Here is a 20,676-nt window from a genome sequence, read left to right on the forward strand (position 1 = left end):
CGTGGGCGCCCAATTACTGTGGGAAAAGAGCAATGGAACGATTCGAGCGTATAGCACCGGCAGGCAGCGAATTGCCCCTGCTGCTGACGCCGGCCAGCGCCGGTGAACCCGTCATGATGGCGCTGGCGCGCCTGCGGGCCCAGATCGATACGGCATTGATCACGGTGGGGGGGGTCTTGCTGCGCGGCTTCGATGTGCCGTCCGTGGATGCATTCAAAAGCTTCGCCGCGGCATTCGGCCACGACCTGCTGAGCTATGAATTTGCGTCGACGCCGCGTAGCGCCGTGTCCTCGGGCGTATACACCAGCACCGAGTATCCGGCGCATCAACACATTCCCCTGCATAACGAACAGGCCTACACACGCGACTGGCCGATGAAGATCTGGTTCCATTGCGTCAAGGCCGCGCCACAGGGCGGCGAGACCCCGATCGCCGACAGCCGCAACATCTATCGCCGCATGCCCGCCGCCATTCGCGAACGCTTCGCGGCAGGCTTGCTGTACGTGCGCAACTACGGCGATTTCGATTTGCCCTGGCAAGACGTGTTCAACACCAATGAGCCGTCGCAGGTAGAGGCGTTCTGCCGCCAAAGCGGCATCGAATGGGAATGGCTGGACGACGGCGCCTTGCGCACGCGCCAGCTGTGCCAGGGCGTGGAACATCATCCGCTGACGGGCGAAGCGGTGTGGTTCAACCAGGCGCATCTCTTTCATGCATCGGGCTTGCAGCCCGAGGTGCGCGAGTCGCTTGAAGACATCCTGGGCGTGGAGAACCTGCCGCGCAACGTCTACTACGCCGATGGCCGGCCCATCCCCGACGAAGTCTTTGACGAGGTGCGCGCCGTGCTGGCCAACGAGACCGTCACGTTCGGTTGGCAGGATGGCGACGTCATGATGCTGGACAACATGCTGGTCGCGCATGCCCGCACCCCATTCTCCGGCCCGCGCAAGGTGGTGGTCGCGATGGCCGAACCGCACGGCAACCGATCCGCATTCGGGTCCGAATCTGGGTCCGGCGCAAGCTCCCAGCCCCTAGACTGCCTGGCGTAGACGTTGATGAATCATCCGGCTTCCGTATCCGAAACCACCGTCAGCATCGCGGCGCGCCTGCGCGAATTGGCGCACACCCGCGCCGACGACATCGCGTTGATCGTGCTGAACGCCCAGGGCGACACGTCTTATAGCTATGGGGCTCTGGACCTGCGTGTGCGCGCGTTGGCCGCCGCACTGCAAGCGCGCCATGAGATCGGCTCGCGCTTGCTTTTGCTGCTGGACAACGACGAGCACTACGTCATTGCATTCTTTGCGTGCATGGCGGCGGGCATGACCTCGGTGCCCGCGTTTCCGCCGCAGTCCGCGCGCGATCAGCAACTGGAACGGTTGCGCCTGATGGCCAAGGACTGCCAGGCCGCCGGTGTGCTGGCCACCGCAAACGTTGCGAGCTGGCTGCAAGACAGTGACGCGGTATTCGCGGGCGTGGACGTGATGGCGGTGGACGGCATCGACACGGCGCACGCGCAACGGTGGCAGCCCTTCGAACCGGCGGGCGAAGACGTCGCGTTCCTGCAATACACCTCGGGATCGACCGCCGCGCCCAAGGGCGTGATGGTGACGCACGCCAACTTGATGGCGAACGAACGCTCCATCCAGGCCGGCATGCTCACGCGGCGCGACGATACCTTCGTGTCGTGGTTGCCGCTGTATCACGACATGGGGCTCATCGGCGCGCTGTTGCAGCCCGTCTACGTGGGCTGCCGCGTGGTGCTGATGACGCCCAAGTATTTTCTTGAGCGCCCGTTGCGTTGGCTTCAAGCCATTTCCGCCTATCGCGCCACGGTCAGCGGCGGCCCCGACTTTGCCTATCGCCTGTGCGTGGAGCGCGTAACGCCCGAGCAGATCCGCATGTTGGACCTGTCGCACTGGCGCATCGCATTTTCGGGCGCCGAGCCGGTGCGCAATGACTCCGTCGACGCGTTCGCTGCCCTGTGCGCGCCGGCCGGCATGCCGCGTCAGACCCTCTACCCGTGCTATGGGCTGGCCGAAGCCACCTTGTTCGTGACCGGCAACCAGCGGGGTGACGGGCCCTTAATCACCCGCTTTGACGAAGCGGGCTTGGCGGGCGGCCAATTGCGGCCGGCGCCCCTGGGAACGCCACTGGTCGCTTGCGGCGTTCCCGCCGCGGATCACCGCGTGCTGATCGCCGACCCGACGACGGCCGAGCCAGCCGCGCCGGGCACGCTGGGCGAGATCTGGACGGCGGGTCCCAGCATCGCGGCGGGCTACTGGGGGAACCCGCAAGCCACGCAACAGACCTTTGTGACGCGTGACGGCGTGCGCTGGTTGCGTTCCGGCGACCTGGGCTGCTTTCACGGCGGCCAGTTGTACGTGAACGGCCGCCTCAAGGACTTGATCATCGTGCGCGGGCACAACGTGTACCCGCAAGACATAGAACGCGTGATCGAGGCGCGGATCGATGGCGCCCGGAAAGGGCGCGTCGCGGTGTTTCGCGTGGACGGCCCGCAAGGCGAGGGCATCGGCGTGGCGGTCGAGATTTCGCGCACGCATCGCAAGAAGGCGACGGCCGCGGCCACGGTATCGGCGCTGAACCACGCCGTCGGCATCGCTTGCGGCGAGCCTGCCTCCGTGACCCTGCTGCTGGAACCGGGCGCCTTGCCCAAGACGTCCAGCGGCAAGCTGCAACGCGCCGCCACCCGGCTGGGTTGGCTGGAAAAAACCCTGGATGCCTACGCCATCCATCAAGACGGGGCCTTTTTGCACGGCGGCCCGGTTGACGAACCCACGCCGCAGCCGGCCAGGGGCGACACCGAACAGGCGCTGGCCGCGATCTGGGCCGAGGTGCTGGCGCGCCAGGCGCCAGGCCGCGAGGCGCACTTCTTCGATCTGGGGGGCAATTCCCTCAGCGCGGCGCAAGTCGCCGCCCGGATTCGCGCGCGCTGGTCGGTGAACATGCCGCTGCGCGCCGTGTTTGAACACCCGCAACTGGCGCAGGCCGCCGCGTTGATCGATACGCTGCCCAGGTTGAGTCCGGAGCATGAGGCCGCGCCCGTGCCATTGCCGCCCGCGCGGCGGCTGGCCGATATGCCCTTGTCGCCTGCGCAGCAGCGCTTGTGGCTGGTGGACCGGCTGGCCGCCACACCGGCGCAGCGCGCCGCCTACAACCTTAGCGCCGTCTACGAGCTGCGCGGTGAGCTGGACCTGGACCGGATGGCGCGCGCCTTGAATGGCACGGTTGGGCGCCATGAGATTCTGCGCAGCATCTATCCGGAAGATGAGCACGGCGATCCGGTGGCGCGTGTGCTGCCGTCCGTGCCGCTGCCGCTGCCCGTCACCGACCTCTGCGCGCAGCCGGATGCGGCCGCGATGCACATTGCCGCCTGCGCCGCTCAGCCCTTTGACCTGGATGCCGGGCCCCTGTTGCGTGCGGCGGTCCTGCGTCTGGCGGCCGATCGGCACTTGCTGGTGCTGGTGGCGCATCACATCGTGTTTGATGGCTGGTCCGCCGGCGTGTTCCTGCGCGAGTTGTGCGCGGGTTACGAAGGCCATGAACTGCCTCCCTTGGCGCTGCAGTATGGCGATTACGCGGCATGGAGCCGGTCGCACGCGCAGTCGCCCGCCATGCAGGCAGGATTGGACTATTGGCGGCGCGCGTTGGCCGGCGTTCCGGCGATTAGCACCTTGCCCGGCGACCACGAGCGCGCCGCCGTGGCGGACCTGCGCGGCGCGACACTGCGCCTGCCCATTCCCGCCACACTGACCCGCCAGTTGGCCGACCTGGCTCGCCGCCACGACGCCACGCTGTTCCAGCTGCTGCTTGCATCCTTCCTGTGGGTCTTGCACAGCCGCTCGGGCCAGGACGAACTCGTGATCGGCACGGACGTCGCCGGCCGCGACCACGTCGAACTTGCGCCGTTGATCGGCTTCTTCGTCAACGTCGTGCCACTGCGCACCCGCGTGCGGCGGGATCAGGAATTCAGCGACTGGCTGGCGCAGGTGCGCGAGGGCGTGTTGACCGCATTCGAACAACGACACGTGCCGTTTGACCGCATTGTCGACGCCACCGGCGCCGCCCGTGATCGCAGCCGCAACCCCTTGGTGCAGGTGTTGTTCGTGATGCAAAACACGCCGCACCACGCATTCACGCTGTCGGGCCTGGCGATCGAACCGCGCCATGCCCCCGCCACGGATTCGAAATTCGACCTGGGTGTGTTCGTGCACGAGCGCGAACAAGGCCTGGACGTCGAGTGGAACTACGCCACGGCGTTGTACGACCTGTCCACGATTGAACGCGTCGCCCAGGGATGGGCGGATCTGCTGCGCCAAGTGGCCGCCGACCCCGGCTTGCCACTGAGCGGCTACGCCTTGCCCTCATTCAAGGAGCCTCGCATGTCTGTCGCCAATCCGTCACCTGCCGCCAAGCTGGACCGCCTGCGAAGTTTGTCGGCACGGGGGCCGGCGTCGCCCGCCGCTACGCATGCCACTACGCACGCTGCAATACGCACCTCGTTCCTGTCGCCTGAGCGGCAATTTCCCATCGTCGTCGAGGCGCTGGACCCGGACCTGGACCCCATCGCGTGGGCAGCAGCCGAGCGCGCGCGCATCGAGAACTGGCTGAAAACGCATGGCGGCATCCTGTTCCGCAACTTCGCGATCAGCACGGCGCAGCAGTTCGAGTCTTTTGCCGAATCCGTCGAACCGGTGCTGTACGGCGACTACGGCGACCTGCCGAAGAAAGAGGGGGGTCGCAACACCTACCGCTCGACGCCGTACCCCGAAAGGCAAATGATCCTGTATCACAACGAAAGCGCGCACCTGGATCGCTGGCCACGTAAACAACTGTTCTTCTGCGAACTGCCGTCACGGGTCGGCGGCGCGACGCCCATCGTGGATTGCCGCGAGATGCTGCGCCGCCTGCCCGCCGCCTTGGTGCAAGAGTTTGAACGCAAGCAGTTGCTCTACATCCGTACTTTCACGGATCGCCTGGACGTCAGCTGGCAGTCGTTTTTCAAGACGGATGACCGCCAGCAGGTAGAGACCACGCTGCGTCAGGCCGGTATCGATTTCGCCTGGCTGGGCGACGACGCCTTGCAAACGCGCACGCGCTGCCCGGCGGTCATCACGCATCCCGTCACGGGCGAGCGCGTTTTTTTTAATCAGGTGCAGTTGCATCACCTGCATTGCCTGGAGCCGGAAGTCCGCGAACACCTGTTGAGCACGGCCGGCCTGGAGCGCCTGCCGCGTCACGTGTGCTTTGGCGACGGCAGCCCCATTCCGGACGCTGTGATGGACCTGATCGGCAAGACCTATGAGGAATGCGCGGTGCGCTTCGACTGGCGGCGGGGCGATGTCGTGATGCTGGACAACATGCTGGCGGCGCACGCGCGCGACCCCTATGAGGAACCGCGCAAGGTCGTGGTGGCGATGGGGTCGATGTTCGACCGTGCGGCGCTGGACGCCCAAGCGGATACAGGAGTCAGCCGATGAGCCACACCACCGATTTCGCGGCGGCGGATTTCCTGCCGCTGAGCCCCGAGCAGCGGGCATGCGTGGCCCGGTCCGGGCCAGCCCCGGCGGCGCGCCTGATGCTGGCCCGTATCGAATCCGGGCACGACGGCGTAGCGTTGCGGACGGCGTTACGCCGCGTGGTTGCCGCGCATCCGGCGCTGCGCTTGCGCTTTGCCGAGGTGCCGGGATATCGCGGCCTGCGCCAGCAGGTGGGCGACGATGCCGTCTGGACGTGGGAGATCGTGGCGGGCGTGGGCAAGGACCCGCAGCGCGCCGCGCAGGCCTGGTATGACCGCATTGCCGCCCAGCAGGACGGCCTGCACGCCGCCTGGTTCACGGGCGCCGGGCAGGGTGGCTGGCTGGCCTTGGCCGCCACGCCCCTCATCGCGGATGAGGGGTCGATGCTGCAACTGCTGAACGACGTGGCGCGGGTGATGGATAGCGCCTCGAAGCCAAGTCCAACTTCACCCTCCGATTCCGATACCGGCGAGGCTGCAGCGTTCGATTACACCCACTATGTGCTGTGGCGCCAGGAGCTGGCGGCCGATCCGGATGCCGACGCGGGGCGCGCGTATTGGCGCGACCATGGCGAGGCGTCCGGCTTGCAGGTGCCTCGGCTGTCCTATCGTGCGGCGGGCGCGGCGCAGGATAACGCCGGCATCGCCGTGTGCGCCGCGAACGCCTCGGCCGCGCGTGGCGTGACGGCACTGGCGCAACGCCTGGAGCTGCCTGTTGAAACCTTGTTGCACGCTGCGTGGCTGGCGTTGCTGGGCCGTTTGACGGGCAGCTATCGTCACATAACCGGCTGGCGGCACGACTGCCGCGCCGATTACGACATGCTGGCCGGCGCGGTCGGTGCCTACGAAAAAGTGTTGCCGTTGGAGGTCGACTGGCAGCCGGACGACACGTTTGAGCACTGCGCGCGGCAGCTTGCCCAGCGCCGCCAAGCCCATATCGGCGCGCAGGAACATTACGCCCTTGCCGCCGATGGCGGCTCCCGGCATCACGAGGTCGGGTTCGTCGCCATGCCGCAGGGCCTGCCAGGCGCTCACGTGGCGGCCGTGCGTTGGGAAACCCGCGCCGGGATGGCGGATTTTGAGCTGGCCCTGCACGTTGTACTGACACCGGCAGCCGACCAGGTCGCGCATTTGCAGTTCGTCTACGCGCCGCAGCGCTATGGCGCAGCCGCCGTGCAGGGCTTGCTGGCGCAGTACCTGGATGTGCTCTCGCAAGCGGCAAGCGCGCCGGAAACGCCCTTGTCCAAGCTCTTGCCGCCCGCCGCGCCCGATACCGCGCAATATGCCGGAGAAACCTGGGATGCCGGCGCGCAATCGCTACTGGCGCACGTGCTGGCGTGGGCCGCGCGCACCCCGTCAGCGCCGGCCATCGTGGACGACGGCGAAACACTGGATTACGCGGCGCTGGCGGTTCGGGTGGACCAGGCGGCGCGCGTCCTGGCAGGGCAGGGCGTGGCGGCAGGCGCCGTCGTCGCGTTGCGTCTGCCGCGCGGCGCTGACCTGATCATTGCACTGCTGGCGGCATGGCGTTGCGGCGCGGCGTATCTGCCGCTGGACCCGCAGTGGCCTGTCGCGCGGTGCGCGGCGCTGATGCAGGATGCGTCGGCCGTGTGCGTGGTGCAGCGTGCGCAGGACGCGCCGCTGTTTGACGGCGTGGCGCAAGTGACGCTGGGCGCGGGCATGTCAGACGCCACGCTGCCCACAATGAACGACGCGGCGCTGCTGCGCCAACCCGCCTATGTGCTGTATACGTCGGGCTCCACGGGCGCGCCCAAGGGCGTGGCGGTGGGGCAGCGCGCCTTGCTGAACTATGTCGTGGGGGCTACGCATGCCATGGCGCTGGCCCAGGCGCGCCGCTGGGCGCTGACGGCCACCGTGGCGGCTGATCTGGGCAACACGGCGCTGTTAGGCGCGTTGTTCAACGGCGCCGCGCTGGTGATCGCCAGCGACACGGCGATGCAAGACGCGCAGTCCTTCGCGCGATTCCTTGGCGAACAACGCATTGATGCCATCAAGATGGTGCCGTCGCATCTGGCTGCGCTGCTCGATTGCGATGCCGCCGTCGCGCCGCGTACGGTGGTGCTGGGTGGCGAGGCGACCTCCGCCGCGCTGGTGCAGCGCCTATTCAAGCTGACGCCCGGCTGCCGCTTGTTCAACCACTACGGCCCCACGGAAAGCACGGTCGGCGTCATGGTTCATGCAGTCACGGATGCTGCGGATGCCGACGCGGGCGGTGTGCTGCCGTTGACGCGCGTGCTGCCCAACTGCCGCATCCGCTTGCTGGACACAGACCTGACCGCCACGGCGCAAGGGGCGCTGGGCCAGCTGTACATCGGCGGCGCGCAGTTGGCCGACGGTTACCTGCGTGCGTCCGGCGACGATGCATTCATCGACGATCCCTACTTGCCCGGGCAACGTCTTTATCGCAGCGGCGACCTGGCGTACGCGCTGCCGGACGGCGGACTCCGTTTGGCCGGACGCGCCGACCATCAGGTGAAGATCCGGGGTTTTCGCATCGAGCCGGCCGAGATCGAAGCGGCGCTGCTGAGCCTGCCCGGCGTGCAACAGGCCGCGGTATTGGCCATGCCCGGCGCGGCAGGCGTCGAACTGACAGCGTGCGTGACCATGGACGATGCGCATCAGTCCCAAACCGACACCGACCTGCGCGCGGCGCTGGCCCAGCTTCTGCCCGCACCGATGCTGCCCGCGCGCATCCAGTGTCTGCCCGATCTGCCACGGTTGCCCAACGGCAAGGTAGACCGCCACGCGCTGCAAGCGCGGGTCGTCACGGCGCTTGATGCGGACTCGGCCGAACCGGTTGCGCCTCGCGACGCGTTGGAGGCCGTACTGGCGGGGTGCGTCGGCGTCTTGCTGGAGCGCGACCGCGTGGGCGTGCATGACGACTTCTTCTCGCTGGGTGGCCATTCATTGCTGGTCATCAAGCTGGTCACGCGGCTGCGCAAGCAATTGCGCGTCGAGGCAGCGCCGGGCCTGGTGTTCGACCATCCCACCGTGGCGCGCCTGGCCACGGCATTACGCCAGCAAGCCGAGGACCCCGCGCAACTGGACCAGATCGCGCAGCTGCGCGTCCAGCTGAACAACTTGTCGCCCGAAGAGCGCGCCGCCCTGGCCGCCCAAGTGACGGAGCCCGCATGAGCGATACCCAGCAAGCCCTGTTGCGAGCGTTGCTCGCCGAAGACGACAACGACGATGACGCCACGCTGGACGCATCGGCGATACCGGTGAGCGACACGCGGCACGACGCGCCCCTGTCGTACTCGCAGCAGCAGCTGTGGTTTCTGCAAAAGCTGGACCCTGCCTCTACCGCGTACAACCTTCCGCGCGCCTTGCGCATCCGGGGCAAGCTGGACGTCTCTGCATTGCGTGCCGCCTTCGCCGCGCTGGCTCGTCGCCATGCGGTCTTGCGCAGCACCTTTCATGAACAGGATGGCGAGCCGCGCCAGCGCGTGAACGCCGTGCATGCGTTCACGCTGGACGAGGTGGACCTGAGCGCGCTGGCGCCTGAGGCGCGCGAGGCCGCGCTGCAAACCCACAGCGCGCGCATCGCAACCCATGTCTTCGACCTGACCCGAGCGCCCGCGTTGATCGCGTGCGTGATCAAGTTGGAACGCGACGATCACGTGTTGGCGTGGAGCCTGCATCACATCGTTTCGGATGCGTGGTCGAACCCCATCTTCATGCGGGATCTGGCGCAAGCCTATGAAGACATCACCACATCCGGCGCTGCGGTCGCCAACGAACCGCCGCGGCGTTACAGCGACTTTGCCGCCTGGCAGCGCGGGCACGCGCAGGCCGGGGGGTATGCGGCGCACGTTGCGCACTGGAATGCGCATCTGGGTGACGACTTGCAAGACCTGGCCTTGCCCACGGACCATCCGCGTCCCGCCGTACTGGGCGCCGAGGGCGCTTCGCGGTACGTCGAAGTGCCTGCGGCGCTGGTTGAAGGGCTGCGCGCATTTTGCCGCGCGTCGCAATGCACGCCGTTCGTAGCGCTGTTCACGGCGTGGCAACTGTTGCTGGGGCGGCTCAGCGGGCAGACCGGCTTTGCCGTGGGCGTGCCTAGCGCCAACCGCAATCGCCCGGAGCTTCAGGAGCTGCTGGGTTTCTTCGTTACGACGCAGGTGTTTCGCGTGGATGCGCCGGCATCGGCCAGCCTGCGCCAGGTATGCCTGGCCGTGCGCGCCGACGCGCGCGCCGCCATGAACTATGCCGACCTGCCGTTGGAACTGTTGCTGGAAAGCCGGGAGGTCGTGCGTGACCCGGCGCGCAGCCCGTTGTTCCAGGTGCTGTTCGGCCTTCAGGTCGGCAGCGCCGGTCCGGGGCTGTCCTTGCCGGGCGTTCAGGTAGAGCGCTTGCCCGTGCCCGAACGCAGCGCCAAGTTCGAATGGTCGCTGGACCTGCTGTGGGATGACGCCGCCGGGCCGGCCCCAGCATTGCACGGCAGGCTGGAGTTCAACACGGCGCTGTATGGCGAGGACACCGCGGCGCGGATGTGGCGGCGCTATCTGTGCGTGTTAGAGGCGCTGGTGACGCAGCCGGACAGCCGTGTGGCGGCTCTGGACGTGATCTTGCCGGAGGAGCGCGAGCAAGTGCAGGCCTGGAGCCGCAACGCCGCGCAACACGTTGAGTGCGCGCCGGTGCATCGCTTGTTTGAACAGCAGGCCCGCGCCACGCCCGACGCCATTGCGCTGGTGTGCGGCGACGACACGCTCAGCTATGCCGACTTGAACGCCCGCGCCAATCGCCGCGCGCATGACTTGATCGCGCGGGGCGCAGGCCCTGACGCGCTGGTCGCCATCGCCGTGCAGCGCTCGGTAGACATGGTGGTGGGGCTGCTGGCCATCCAGAAGGCTGGTGCGGCCTATGTGCCGCTGGATCTGGACTACCCGGTCGAGCGGCTGGCCTACATGTTGCGGGACAGCGGCGCGGTGCTGCTGCTTTGCGCGCAAGATCTGCCCGATGGCTTGGTGTCGTCCGATGGGCCTGCCATTGTCGATCTGCGTGACGCCCCGCCCAGCGACGCCGTGCACAACCCGGACGTGACGCTGCACGGGGAAAACCTGGCTTACGTCATCTATACCTCTGGCTCCACCGGCCGCCCCAAGGGCGCCGCGAATCGGCATGCCGCCTTGACGAACCGCGTGGCATGGATGCAGCAGGCGTACGGGCTGGGGGCCGACGACGTCGTGTTGCAGAAGACGCCGTTCGGCTTTGATGTGTCGGTCTGGGAATTTTTCTGGCCCCTGATGACCGGCGCGCGGCTGGTCATGGCGCAACCCGGCGATCACCGCGACCCCGAGCGCCTGGTGGCGCTGATTCACCGCCATGCTGTTACAACCGTGCACTTCGTGCCGTCGATGCTTGCCGCCTTCATGGCGTACGAATCGGCCGCACGCTGCGCATCGCTGCGCCGTATTCTGTGCAGCGGCGAAGCCTTGCCTGCCGAGGTGCGCGACGACGTGCTGCAACGCATGCCGTGGGCCGAACTGCACAATCTGTACGGCCCGACCGAGGCCGCGATCGACGTAACGGCATCGCGCTGCGCGACGGAAGATGGCACGCGCGTGCCCATCGGCGCGCCCATCTCGGCCACCCAGGCATGGGTGCTGGACGCCGACCTGAACCTGAGCCCGCCCGGCGCTGTCGGCGAACTGTACTTGGGGGGCATGGGCCTTGCGCGCGGTTATGTGCGCCGCCCGGGCATGACGGCGGACCGATTCGTGGCGGACCCTTATGCGTCCGAGCCGGGCGCCCGGCTGTACCGCACTGGCGATCTGGCCTCATGGCGCGCCGATGGGCAGTTGCTGTATCAGGGGCGCGCGGACCACCAGGTCAAGATTCGCGGCTTTCGGGTCGAGCTGGGCGAAGTGCAGACTCGCCTGGCAGCGCAGCCTGGTGTGGCGGCAGCGGTGGCGGTGGCGCACGAGACCGCCAGCGGCACGAAGCTTGTGGCGTATGTGTCGCCACGGGACGCCGCGCAGCAACCCGACCCCGTCATGCTACGCGCGGCCCTGGCGGCCGAACTGCCTGACTACATGGTGCCCGCCGTCATCGTGGTGTTGGCGGCGTTGCCGCTTAGCGCCAACGGCAAGATCGATCGCAAGGCGCTGCCCGCGGCGGATTTCCAGCGCGATAGCGTGTTCGAGACGCCGGTCGGCGACACCGAACACTTGCTGGCCGGCATCTGGCGGGCCGTGCTGGCGGTGCCGCGCATCGGCCGGCACGACAACTTCTTCGAACTGGGCGGGGACTCGATCCTGACCCTGAAGATCGTGGCGGCCGCGCGCAAGCAGGGCGTGAAGATCGCGCCGCGCGACGTAATGGAGCGGCAGACGATCGCGGCGCTGGCCTTGTCGGCATCGGCGATGCGTCCCGAGACGGCAACGGGTCCGGCCCGTGGCGCGGCCTTGTTGTCGCCAGTGCAGCAGGCTTTCTTTGATCTGTCCGTGCCCCATCGCAGCCATTGGAACCAGTCGGTGGTGCTGCGTCCCAATGGAGAGGTCGACGTGGCCGCGCTGCAACGCGCCATGGACGCGGTATTGGCGCACCACGATGCGTTCCGGCTGCGCTATCGGCAGGACGCGCAGGCGGGCTGGGTGCAGGAGTACGACACCGACGCCGTGGCGCCGCGCTTGGCCTTGACGCCATCCGGGGATGACACCGACGCCCCATTCGCGGGCCTGGCGGACGCCTTGCAACGCAGCCTCAGTGTGGAATCCGGGCCCGTGACTGCCGCGGCGTGGGTCGAGCCGAACGGGGGCCGCCCTGACGTGGGCCGCCCTGACGCGGGCCGCCCAGGACGGCTGTTGTGGGTGGCGCACCACTTGGTCGTGGACGCGGTCTCTTGGCGCGTCCTGCTGGAAGACCTGGAAGCCGCTTATGACCAGGCGCGCCGTGGCGCGCCGCTGACTTTGCCATCGGCCACGACGTCTTTTGCCGACTGGACGCAGGCGCTTGCGCGCTATGGTGCGTTGCCCGCCACGCAGGCCCAATTACCGGAATGGCTGGCGATCTGCGGCGAGCAGGACGCGCCGCTACCCGTGGCGCGGCCCAATGGCGCCAACCGCGTGTCGGACCAGCGCAGCGTGGCGGCGCAGTTGGACCCGGCGGCATCCTCGCGCTTGTTGTCCGGCGGTGCGCGGGCGTATCGGGCGCAGGCTTCCGAGCTTTTGCTGACGGCCGTGGCGCGCGTCCTGTGCGCCTGGACAGGCCACGAAAGCGTGTTGCTGGAGCTTGAGGGACACGGCCGCGAAGAGGACGCGACGGGCGTGGATGCGAGCCGAGTCGTCGGCTGGTTTACGTCCCTGTTCCCGTTGCGGGTGCGCCCGGGCGCGGCAGATCTTGGCAGCGCCTTGGCGGCGATTAAAGAGCAGTTGCGGGCGGTGCCCGACAAAGGCTTGGGCTATGGCGTGCTGCGCACGATGACGGCCGCCGGCCGCGTGTTGGCCAACCATCCGTATCCCCGCATCACCTTCAATTATCTGGGCCGGACCGACGCCGCCGCGCGTACCTGGACGTGGGCCGACGAGCCAGCTGGCGTTGAACGCGATCCCGACAGCGAGCGTCGCAGCGTGCTGGACATCGGCGTTGCGTTACGCGACGGCGCGTTGCGTTTTACGTGGTCGTACAGCGCCGCCATGCAGGACGAAAGCGAGGTCCGCGCGTTGGCTGACGCTTGCGTGGCCGAGCTTGCCCGTCTGGCGGACGTGGTCGACGCGCCGGGGGTCGGTGGCGTGACGCCATCCGATTTTCCGCTGGCGGCCTTGTCCCAGACGCAGTTGAACCGCCTGGCGCCGAACCCGCGCGAGGTGGCCGACATCTATCCCCCGACGCCCATGCAACAGGGGCTGTTGCTGCACACGCTGATGAACCCCGGCTCCGGCATGTACTTGATGCAGGACCGCTACCGCTTTGACCGGCACCTGAATCTGGACGCGGCGCGCCGGGCGTGGGACCTGATGGCGCAACGGCATGAAGCGCTGCGCGCGGGCTTCGCCTGGCAGGCGGGCGAGACCCCCGTGCAAGTCATCCGTCGCGAGGTCGACGCGCCCGTCCAGGTGTTTGACTGGCGCGAGCTGCCCGTGGAGGCGGCGCTGGCCCAGCTAGACCACCTGTTGCAAGACGAGCTGGCGGCGGGCTTTGATATGGGCGCCGCGCCCCTGTGGCGCGTCAGGCTGGCGCGGCTGGCCGACGGCGACCGGATGGTGCTGAGCTATCACCACATCCTGATGGATGCCTGGTGCCGGTCCTTGTTGCTGGCGGATTTCTTTTCCGCCTACGACGCCTATGCACAGGGGCAGGCCCCGCAGTTGGCGCAGCCGGTGCCGTACCGCGACTTCATCGCATGGCTGGGGCGGCAAGACATGGCGGCCGCGCGGGCGTACTGGCGCGACACGCTGCGTGGTTTTGGCACGGTCACGCCCTTGCCGCTGGCGGGCCGTGGCGCGCCCACGCCGGGCCAGTCACGAACCGCCGACGCCGTGGTGTCACTGACCCCGGCCGAGACGACGGCGCTTCAGCGCGCGGCGCAGCAGCAACAGTTGACGGTGAACACCTATGCGCAGGGCGCGTGGGCGTTGTGGCTCGCCCGCGTGGCCGGTTTGCAGGATGTGCTCTACGGCGTGACGGTCGCCGGCCGGCCCACAGACCTGAATGGCGTACAGGACACCATCGGCCTGTTCATCAATACCTTGCCGTTACGCGTCGACGTGCCGGGGCCGGACAGCCCGATCAGCGTGGCGCAGTGGCTGCGCACCGTGCAGGCCGGCAATGCCGCGCTGCGCGAACACGAACACCTGTCTCTGGCCGAGATCCAGGCGCTGGCCGATGTGCCGCGTGGCACCACGCTGTTCGATACCTTGTTCGTCTTTGAAAACGCGCCGGTTGACGGCGCATTGCTGGCGCGTGCGCAAGCGATCGGCGCGCGTGCCGACGGCGCCCGCACGCACACCAACTATCCGCTTACGGTCGTGGTCAAGCCCGGCGAACAGCTGGTGCTGCAACTGACTTATGACGCTGACCAGTTCGACGAGGAGTCGGTCCTGCGGGTGCTGGACGGCCTGCGCCACGTGCTTGGGCAATTGGCCGGCCGGCCGGCCTCGCCGTTGGCGCAGATCGGCCTGCTGCCCGACGATGAGCATGCACGCGTGCTGGCGCTTGGGCGGGGCGCAACGCCCGGCTATCCGCTGGACACCGGTTACGCCGCGCTGTTCGAGGCGCAGGCGCGCCGACACGCCCAGCGCATCGCGGCGCGCGACGCGAACGGAGACATCCGCTACGACGCGCTGAATCGGCTGGCCAACCGCCACGCGCACGCGTTCCGAGCGGGCGGGGTGGGCCGCGACGACGTCGTGGTGGTGCTGGCCGAGCGTGGCATCGGCATGCTGGCGGCCGTGCTGGGTGCATTCAAGGCGAACGCGGCCTACCTGGCGCTGGACCCTGCCTTGCCGTCGCAGCGGCTGGCGCAGATTCTTGACCTGTGCCGCGCGCGCGCGGTCGTCACGGATCGTGGCGCAGCCGCGGCGCACGCCGACGTGATCGCGGCGCTGCCCGCCGCAGTGGCCCGGCACGACATCGACGTACCGGCATCCGGCAGCGACGCCGATCCGCGCGAACCCGCGCATCGCGACCAGGCGGCCTACGTGATCTTCACGTCGGGTTCCACGGGCATGCCCAAGGGCGTGGTCGTCACCAGCCAGGGCATGTTGAACAACCAGCTCAGCAAGATTCCCGCGCTGGGTCTTACTGAACATGACGTCATCGGCCAGACGGCCGCGCAGAGCTTCGACATTTCGGTGTGGCAGCTGCTGGCAGGGTTGTTGTGCGGCGCGTGCGTCGAGATCGTCGCGGATAACGTGGCGCGCGACCCGCAAGCCCTGATCCGCCGCGTGAACGATAGCGGCATCACCGTGCTGGAATGCGTGCCGACCCTGATCCAGGGCATGTTGATGGCCGACGCGGTGTCGATGCCCGGCCTGCGCTGGATGCTGCCCACGGGCGAAGCCAGTTCGGTGGCGCTGGCGCGCGCGTGGCTGGATCGCTATCCGGGCGTGCCGCTGGTCAACGCCTATGGCCCCGCCGAATGCGCGGACGACGTGGCGCTGTACCGCGTGGACGATGCCAAGGACGAGCCCGGCCCGGTACTGGCGATTGGCACGGCGGCCGACCACACGCAGCTGTACGTGCTGGACGCGAACCTGGACCTGCTTCCCGCTGGCGCCATCGGTGAACTTTGCGTGGCGGGCGTGGGTGTCGGGCGCGGGTATCTGCATCAGCCGGGGCTGGCCGCTGAACGGTACATTGCCGATCCGTATGCAGCACGGCCCGGCGCGCGGCTCTACCGCACGGGCGATCTGGCGCGTTATCGGGCCGACGGCGTGCTGGAGTACGTGGGGCGCAGCGACCATCAGGTCAAGGTGCATGGCTTTCGCATTGAATTGGGCGAGATCGACGCGTTCCTGGCGCGCTTGTCCAGCGTGCGCCAGGCGGTCACGGTGGCGCGCGATGACGGGCAGGGCCATCGGCTGGTCGGCTATGTGACGCCGCGCAACCCGGCGCTGGCGGGGTCGCGCGACGACGCGCAGCGCGCCTGGTTGGAATCCGTGCAGGCCGAGCTGGCATCCGCCTTACCGGCCTATATGGTTCCCGCCTTGTGGGTCGTGCTGCCATCGATTCCGCTGACGCCCAACGGCAAGGTGGACCGCCGCGCGCTGCCGGCGCCCGACACGCAGGCTTCGCTACGTCACTACACCGCGCCTGAGGGTGACCTGGAAGCGCAACTGGCCACTATCTGGGCCGCGGTGCTGGGCGTGCCGCGCGTGGGCCGCGACGACAGCTTCTTTGAGCTGGGCGGCCATTCCTTGCTGGTGATGCGGGTGGTTGCGCGTATTCGGACCGATCTGAACATCGAAACGCCGCTGGCCGCGCTGTTCGAAGCACAGACGCTGGCGCGCTTCGCCGAGCGCGTGGCCGAGGCGGCGCAGGCAGGTATTGGGCAGGCCGACGCAATGCGCAGCATCGACGCGTTCATCGATACCCTGGAGATTCTTTGATGGACGACACCCTGGCCCGGCAAATCGCCGGAAAATTCGCATCGCTTTCGCCTGCGCAGCGTCGCGCCGTGTACGACAAGATGCGCGAACAGGGCATGGACCCGTCGCACCTGCCGATACTGCCGCGCAAGGGGCCGCCAGTGCTGTCGCACGCGCAGGAGCGGTTGTGGTTCCTGTGGCGCCTGGACCCCCGCGATGCCGCCTACCACCTGCCGGGCGTGTTGCGCCTGACGGGCGTGCTGGACACCGAAAGCGTGCGCCTGGCGTTCGAGCGCGTGCTGGCCCAGCATGCGGCGCTGCGCACGCGATTCGACATGGACGAAGACGGCATGGCGCATCCGGTGGTGCAGACGCCGTGGCGCATGGAGCTTGCTCAAGCAGACTTGCGCGCCGCCCCGAACGCGGATCAAGAGGAACGGGCGCGAGAGATCACGCGTGCATGGATCGCCGAACCGTTCGACCTGCTGACCGGCCCCTTGCTGCGGGTGGGGCTGGTGCGCGTCGGTGAAGAAGAACATCTGCTGGTCACCGTCATGCACCATATCGTGTCGGACGGATGGTCCATCGGGTTGCTGACGGATGCGTTCTGCAAGCACTACGCGGCGCTGCGGACGGGCGCGGAACTCGCATCGCCGCCGCCCGCTATCGCCTACACCGATTACGCGGCTTGGCAACGAGACCTGTTGGCGGCCGGCGAGGAGGATCGGCAACTGGCTTATTGGCGTCAGGCCTTGGCCGGGGATCACCCCGTATTGCAGCTGAACGCCGATTTTCCGCGGCGTGGCGCAAGCGGGCAGGCGGCCGATGCCTGCGTCAGCAACGTCCCACACGCTGTTGCGGACGAGTTGCGCCGCTATGCGCACGCCCGGGGTTGCACGTTGTTCGTCGTCTTGCTGGCCGCCTTCCAGGCGCTGTTGGCGCGCCATACCGGCCAGGCCGACATCCGCGTCGGCGTGCCGGTGGCGGGGCGCTCGCGCCCCGAGGTGCAAGACGTGGTGGGACTGTTCGTAAACACACAGGTGCTGCGCGCCACGCTTGCCCCGGACTTGAGCTGGTCGGCGCTGCTTGCCCGAACGCGCGACGCCGTGGCGCAGGCGCAGGCCCATCAAGACCTGCCGTTCGAGAAACTGGTTGACGCCCTGCAACCCGAACGCAGCCTGGACCATACACCGCTGTTCCAGGTGCTGTTCAACCATCAACAGTTGCCCGGCGCAGACAGCTGGCAATTGGCCGGACTGCGTGCCACGCCGGAATCGTTTGCGCCGCCGACCTTGCCCTTTGCGTTGCAATGCGACACCGCCCAATACGATGACGGCGGCCTGCGCGTGACGTGGCGATATCCGCGCGACGCCTTTATGCCCGACACGCTGACGCGCATGGCCGGTCACTATCAAGCGCTGCTGCGGGCGATGGTGCGCGATGATGCGGCGCGCGTGTGGGACGCCGAGCTGTTGTCGCCGGCGGAAGGCAAGACGTTGAGCGAATGGGAGACGGGCGGGCCACTGGCAGATGAGGTAGCGTCGGCGTTCGGCGCACTACCGGTGCATCGCCAGTTTGAGAGGCAGGCGCGTCTGTGGCCGGATCGTGTGGCGGTGACGTGCCTTGATGCGTCGCTGACGTATGGCGAACTGGACCGCCGCGCGAATCAATTGGCGCATCGCTTGGACGTACGAGCGGAACAGTGCGTGGGGATTGCTGCCGAACGATCGCTGGAACTGGTTGTAGGTTTGTTGGCGGTGTTGAAGGCGGGTGCGGCCTACGTGCCGTTGGACCCGGATTATCCTGATGATCGGCTGGCCTACATGTTGCAAGACAGTGGCGTGTCGTTGCTGCTGACGCAGGCCGGATTGGCGGCGCGGATGGGCGCGTTGTCGTCATCGACAACCTTGATGGCCTTGGACCAGATGGACGTTTCGTCCGAACCGGTCACGCCGCCCGATGTTACGCATCACCCCGAGAACCTCGCCTACGTCATCTATACCTCGGGCTCCACCGGCAAGCCCAAGGGCGCGGCCAACCGGCATATCGCGCTGAGCAATCGCTTGGCGTGGATGCAGCAGGCCTACGGCTTGACGGCGGACGACGTGGTGCTGCAAAAGACCCCATTCAGCTTCGACGTCTCGGTGTGGGAGTTCTTCTGGCCTTTGATGACGGGCGCGCGGCTGGCGTTGGCAGGGCCGGGCGATCATCGCGATCCGGCGCGTCTTTCCGCGCTGATACGCGAACAAGGCGTCACGACGCTGCATTTTGTCCCTTCGATGCTGCACGCTTTCATCAGCCAAGCCGAACAAGCAGGCGCGGATGCATGCGCGACGCTGCGCCGCATCGTGTGCAGCGGCGAAGCGTTAGGCGCGGACTTGCAGGCGCACTGCCTGGCGTTGTTGCCGCAGGCTGGGATGTACAACCTGTACGGCCCGACGGAAGCGGCGATCGACGTCACGCACTGGACGTGCGTGGACGATGGCAGCGGCGTGGTGCCGATCGGCTATCCCATCGCGGGCATTCATACACGGGTACTGGACGCGCAGCTGAACCCCGCGCCCATCGGCGTACCGGGCGAGCTGTATCTGGGCGGTGTGGGCTTGGCGCGCGGGTATCTGAACCGCCCTGGCCTGACTGCCGACCGCTTCATCGCCGACCCGAACGGGCTGGGCGGCAGGCTGTATCGCACGGGCGACTTGGTGCGCTGGATGCAGGATGGGCAGTTGGAGTACTTGGGCCGGCTGGATCACCAGGTGAAAATCCGTGGCCTGCGGATCGAATTGGGTGAGATTGAAGCCAGCATGTTGGCGCGGGACGATGTCGCACAAGCGGCAGTTATTGCGCAGGACGGCCCGTCGGGCGCCCGACTGGTCGCGTATGTCGCACCGGCGTCAGTGGATACCGCCGCGCTGCGGGTCGCGTTGTCGGCGGCGTTACCCGACTACATGGTGCCCGCCGCCTTCGTCACGTTGGATGCTTTGCCCGTCAACGCCAACGGCAAACTGGATCGCAAGGCCTTGCCGAAGGCCGAGTTTGCCGCCAGCCAGGGTTACGAGGCGCCCGAAGGCGCCGTCGAATCTGCGCTTGCCGCCATCTGGTCGCAAGTGCTGGGCGCGGCGCAGGTGGGCCGCCACGACAACTTCTTTGAATTGGGCGGCGACTCGATACTTAGCCTGCAAATCGTGGCGCGCTTGCGCCAAGCGGGCTGGCAGGTCACGCCGCGCCAGGTGTTCGAACGGCAGACGGTGGCCGATCTGGCCAGTGTGGCAGTGGCCGCGCAGGCGCAAGACCTTACCGATGAGGCCGTCGGCGACGTGCCGCTGTTGCCGATTCAGGCGGCGTTCCTGGCGTTGCCGCTGGCGTCTCACAACCATTGGAATCAGGCAGTGCTGCTGCATAGCGACGCGTCTGTCGATGCGCAAGCGTTGTCTGCCGCCTTGCAGGCCGTCGTCGTGCAGCACGACGCGCTGCGCCTGCGCTTCACGCGCGAAGACGGCGCTTGGCGCCAACGCTATGAGGCCAGCCCCGACATGGCGGACCTGCTGTGGCAACGCAGCAATGTGACCGACATCGCGGCGCAGTGCGATGCCGCGCAACGCAGTCTGGATATCGAGCACGGCCCGTTGCTGCGCGCTGTGCTGATGCATGTGGCCGATGGCACCTCGCGCGTGCTGCTGGTCATTCATCATTTGGCCGTGGACGGCGTGTCGTGGCGCGTGTTGCTGGCGGATTTGCAGCAGGCCTACGCCCAAGCGCTGGCAGGCGGCACGATCACGCTGCCCGCGCGTTCGGCCAGCTACGGCGCATGGGCGCGGCGCATCGAAGCCGCGCGTGCATCGTATGAACCCGAGCTGGAATACTGGCGCGCGTTGCCCGCAGGCGACGCCTTGCCGTGCGACAACGCGCAGGGCGAAAACCGCGTCGGCGACCAACAGCGCGTGGCGCTGGCGCTGGACCGCGCCACGACCCAAGCGCTGCTCAAGGACGCGCCGGCCGCGTACCGCACGCAGGTCAACGACCTGCTGCTGGCCGCATTGGCGCAGGCGCTGGGCGAGTGGGGCGGGTTGAAGCAGGTGCGCATCG

At 67.8% G+C, this 20,676-nt stretch carries 5 protein-coding genes; all 5 read left to right on the top strand.

Features of this window, described 5'->3' with window-relative positions; translation table 11 throughout:
- Positions 1-32: 32 nt before the first annotated feature.
- Positions 33-1,049 carry a TauD/TfdA family dioxygenase gene (locus tag CQ050_RS23555; protein WP_105559234.1) on the top strand — a complete coding sequence of 339 codons (1,017 nt, stop codon included), beginning with the start codon at positions 33-35 and terminating at the stop codon, positions 1,047-1,049.
- Between the two features lie 6 nt (positions 1,050-1,055).
- On the top strand, positions 1,056-5,501 hold the full coding sequence (locus CQ050_RS23560; RefSeq protein ID WP_105559235.1) for a condensation domain-containing protein: 4,446 nt from the start codon (positions 1,056-1,058) through the stop codon (positions 5,499-5,501).
- Complete coding sequence (locus CQ050_RS23565) at positions 5,498-8,695, top strand: amino acid adenylation domain-containing protein (protein WP_105559236.1); 3,198 nt, start codon at positions 5,498-5,500, stop codon at positions 8,693-8,695. Before CQ050_RS23560 ends, CQ050_RS23565 begins: the two co-directional genes overlap by 4 nt.
- The gene (locus tag CQ050_RS23570; RefSeq protein WP_105559237.1) at positions 8,692-16,611 is read left to right on the top strand and encodes a non-ribosomal peptide synthetase; all 7,920 of its coding nucleotides are present in this window, start codon (positions 8,692-8,694) and stop codon (positions 16,609-16,611) included. The genes CQ050_RS23565 and CQ050_RS23570 overlap by 4 nt, the downstream gene beginning before the upstream one ends.
- Positions 16,611-20,676, top strand: a 4,066-nt coding sequence (locus CQ050_RS23575) for a non-ribosomal peptide synthetase (RefSeq protein WP_146121061.1), incomplete at its 3' end; no start/stop codon positions are given. The genes CQ050_RS23570 and CQ050_RS23575, both read left to right, overlap by 1 nt.

It is taken from the genome of Achromobacter sp. MYb9 (assembly GCF_002975275.1).
Lineage (GTDB): Bacteria > Pseudomonadota > Gammaproteobacteria > Burkholderiales > Burkholderiaceae_B > Achromobacter.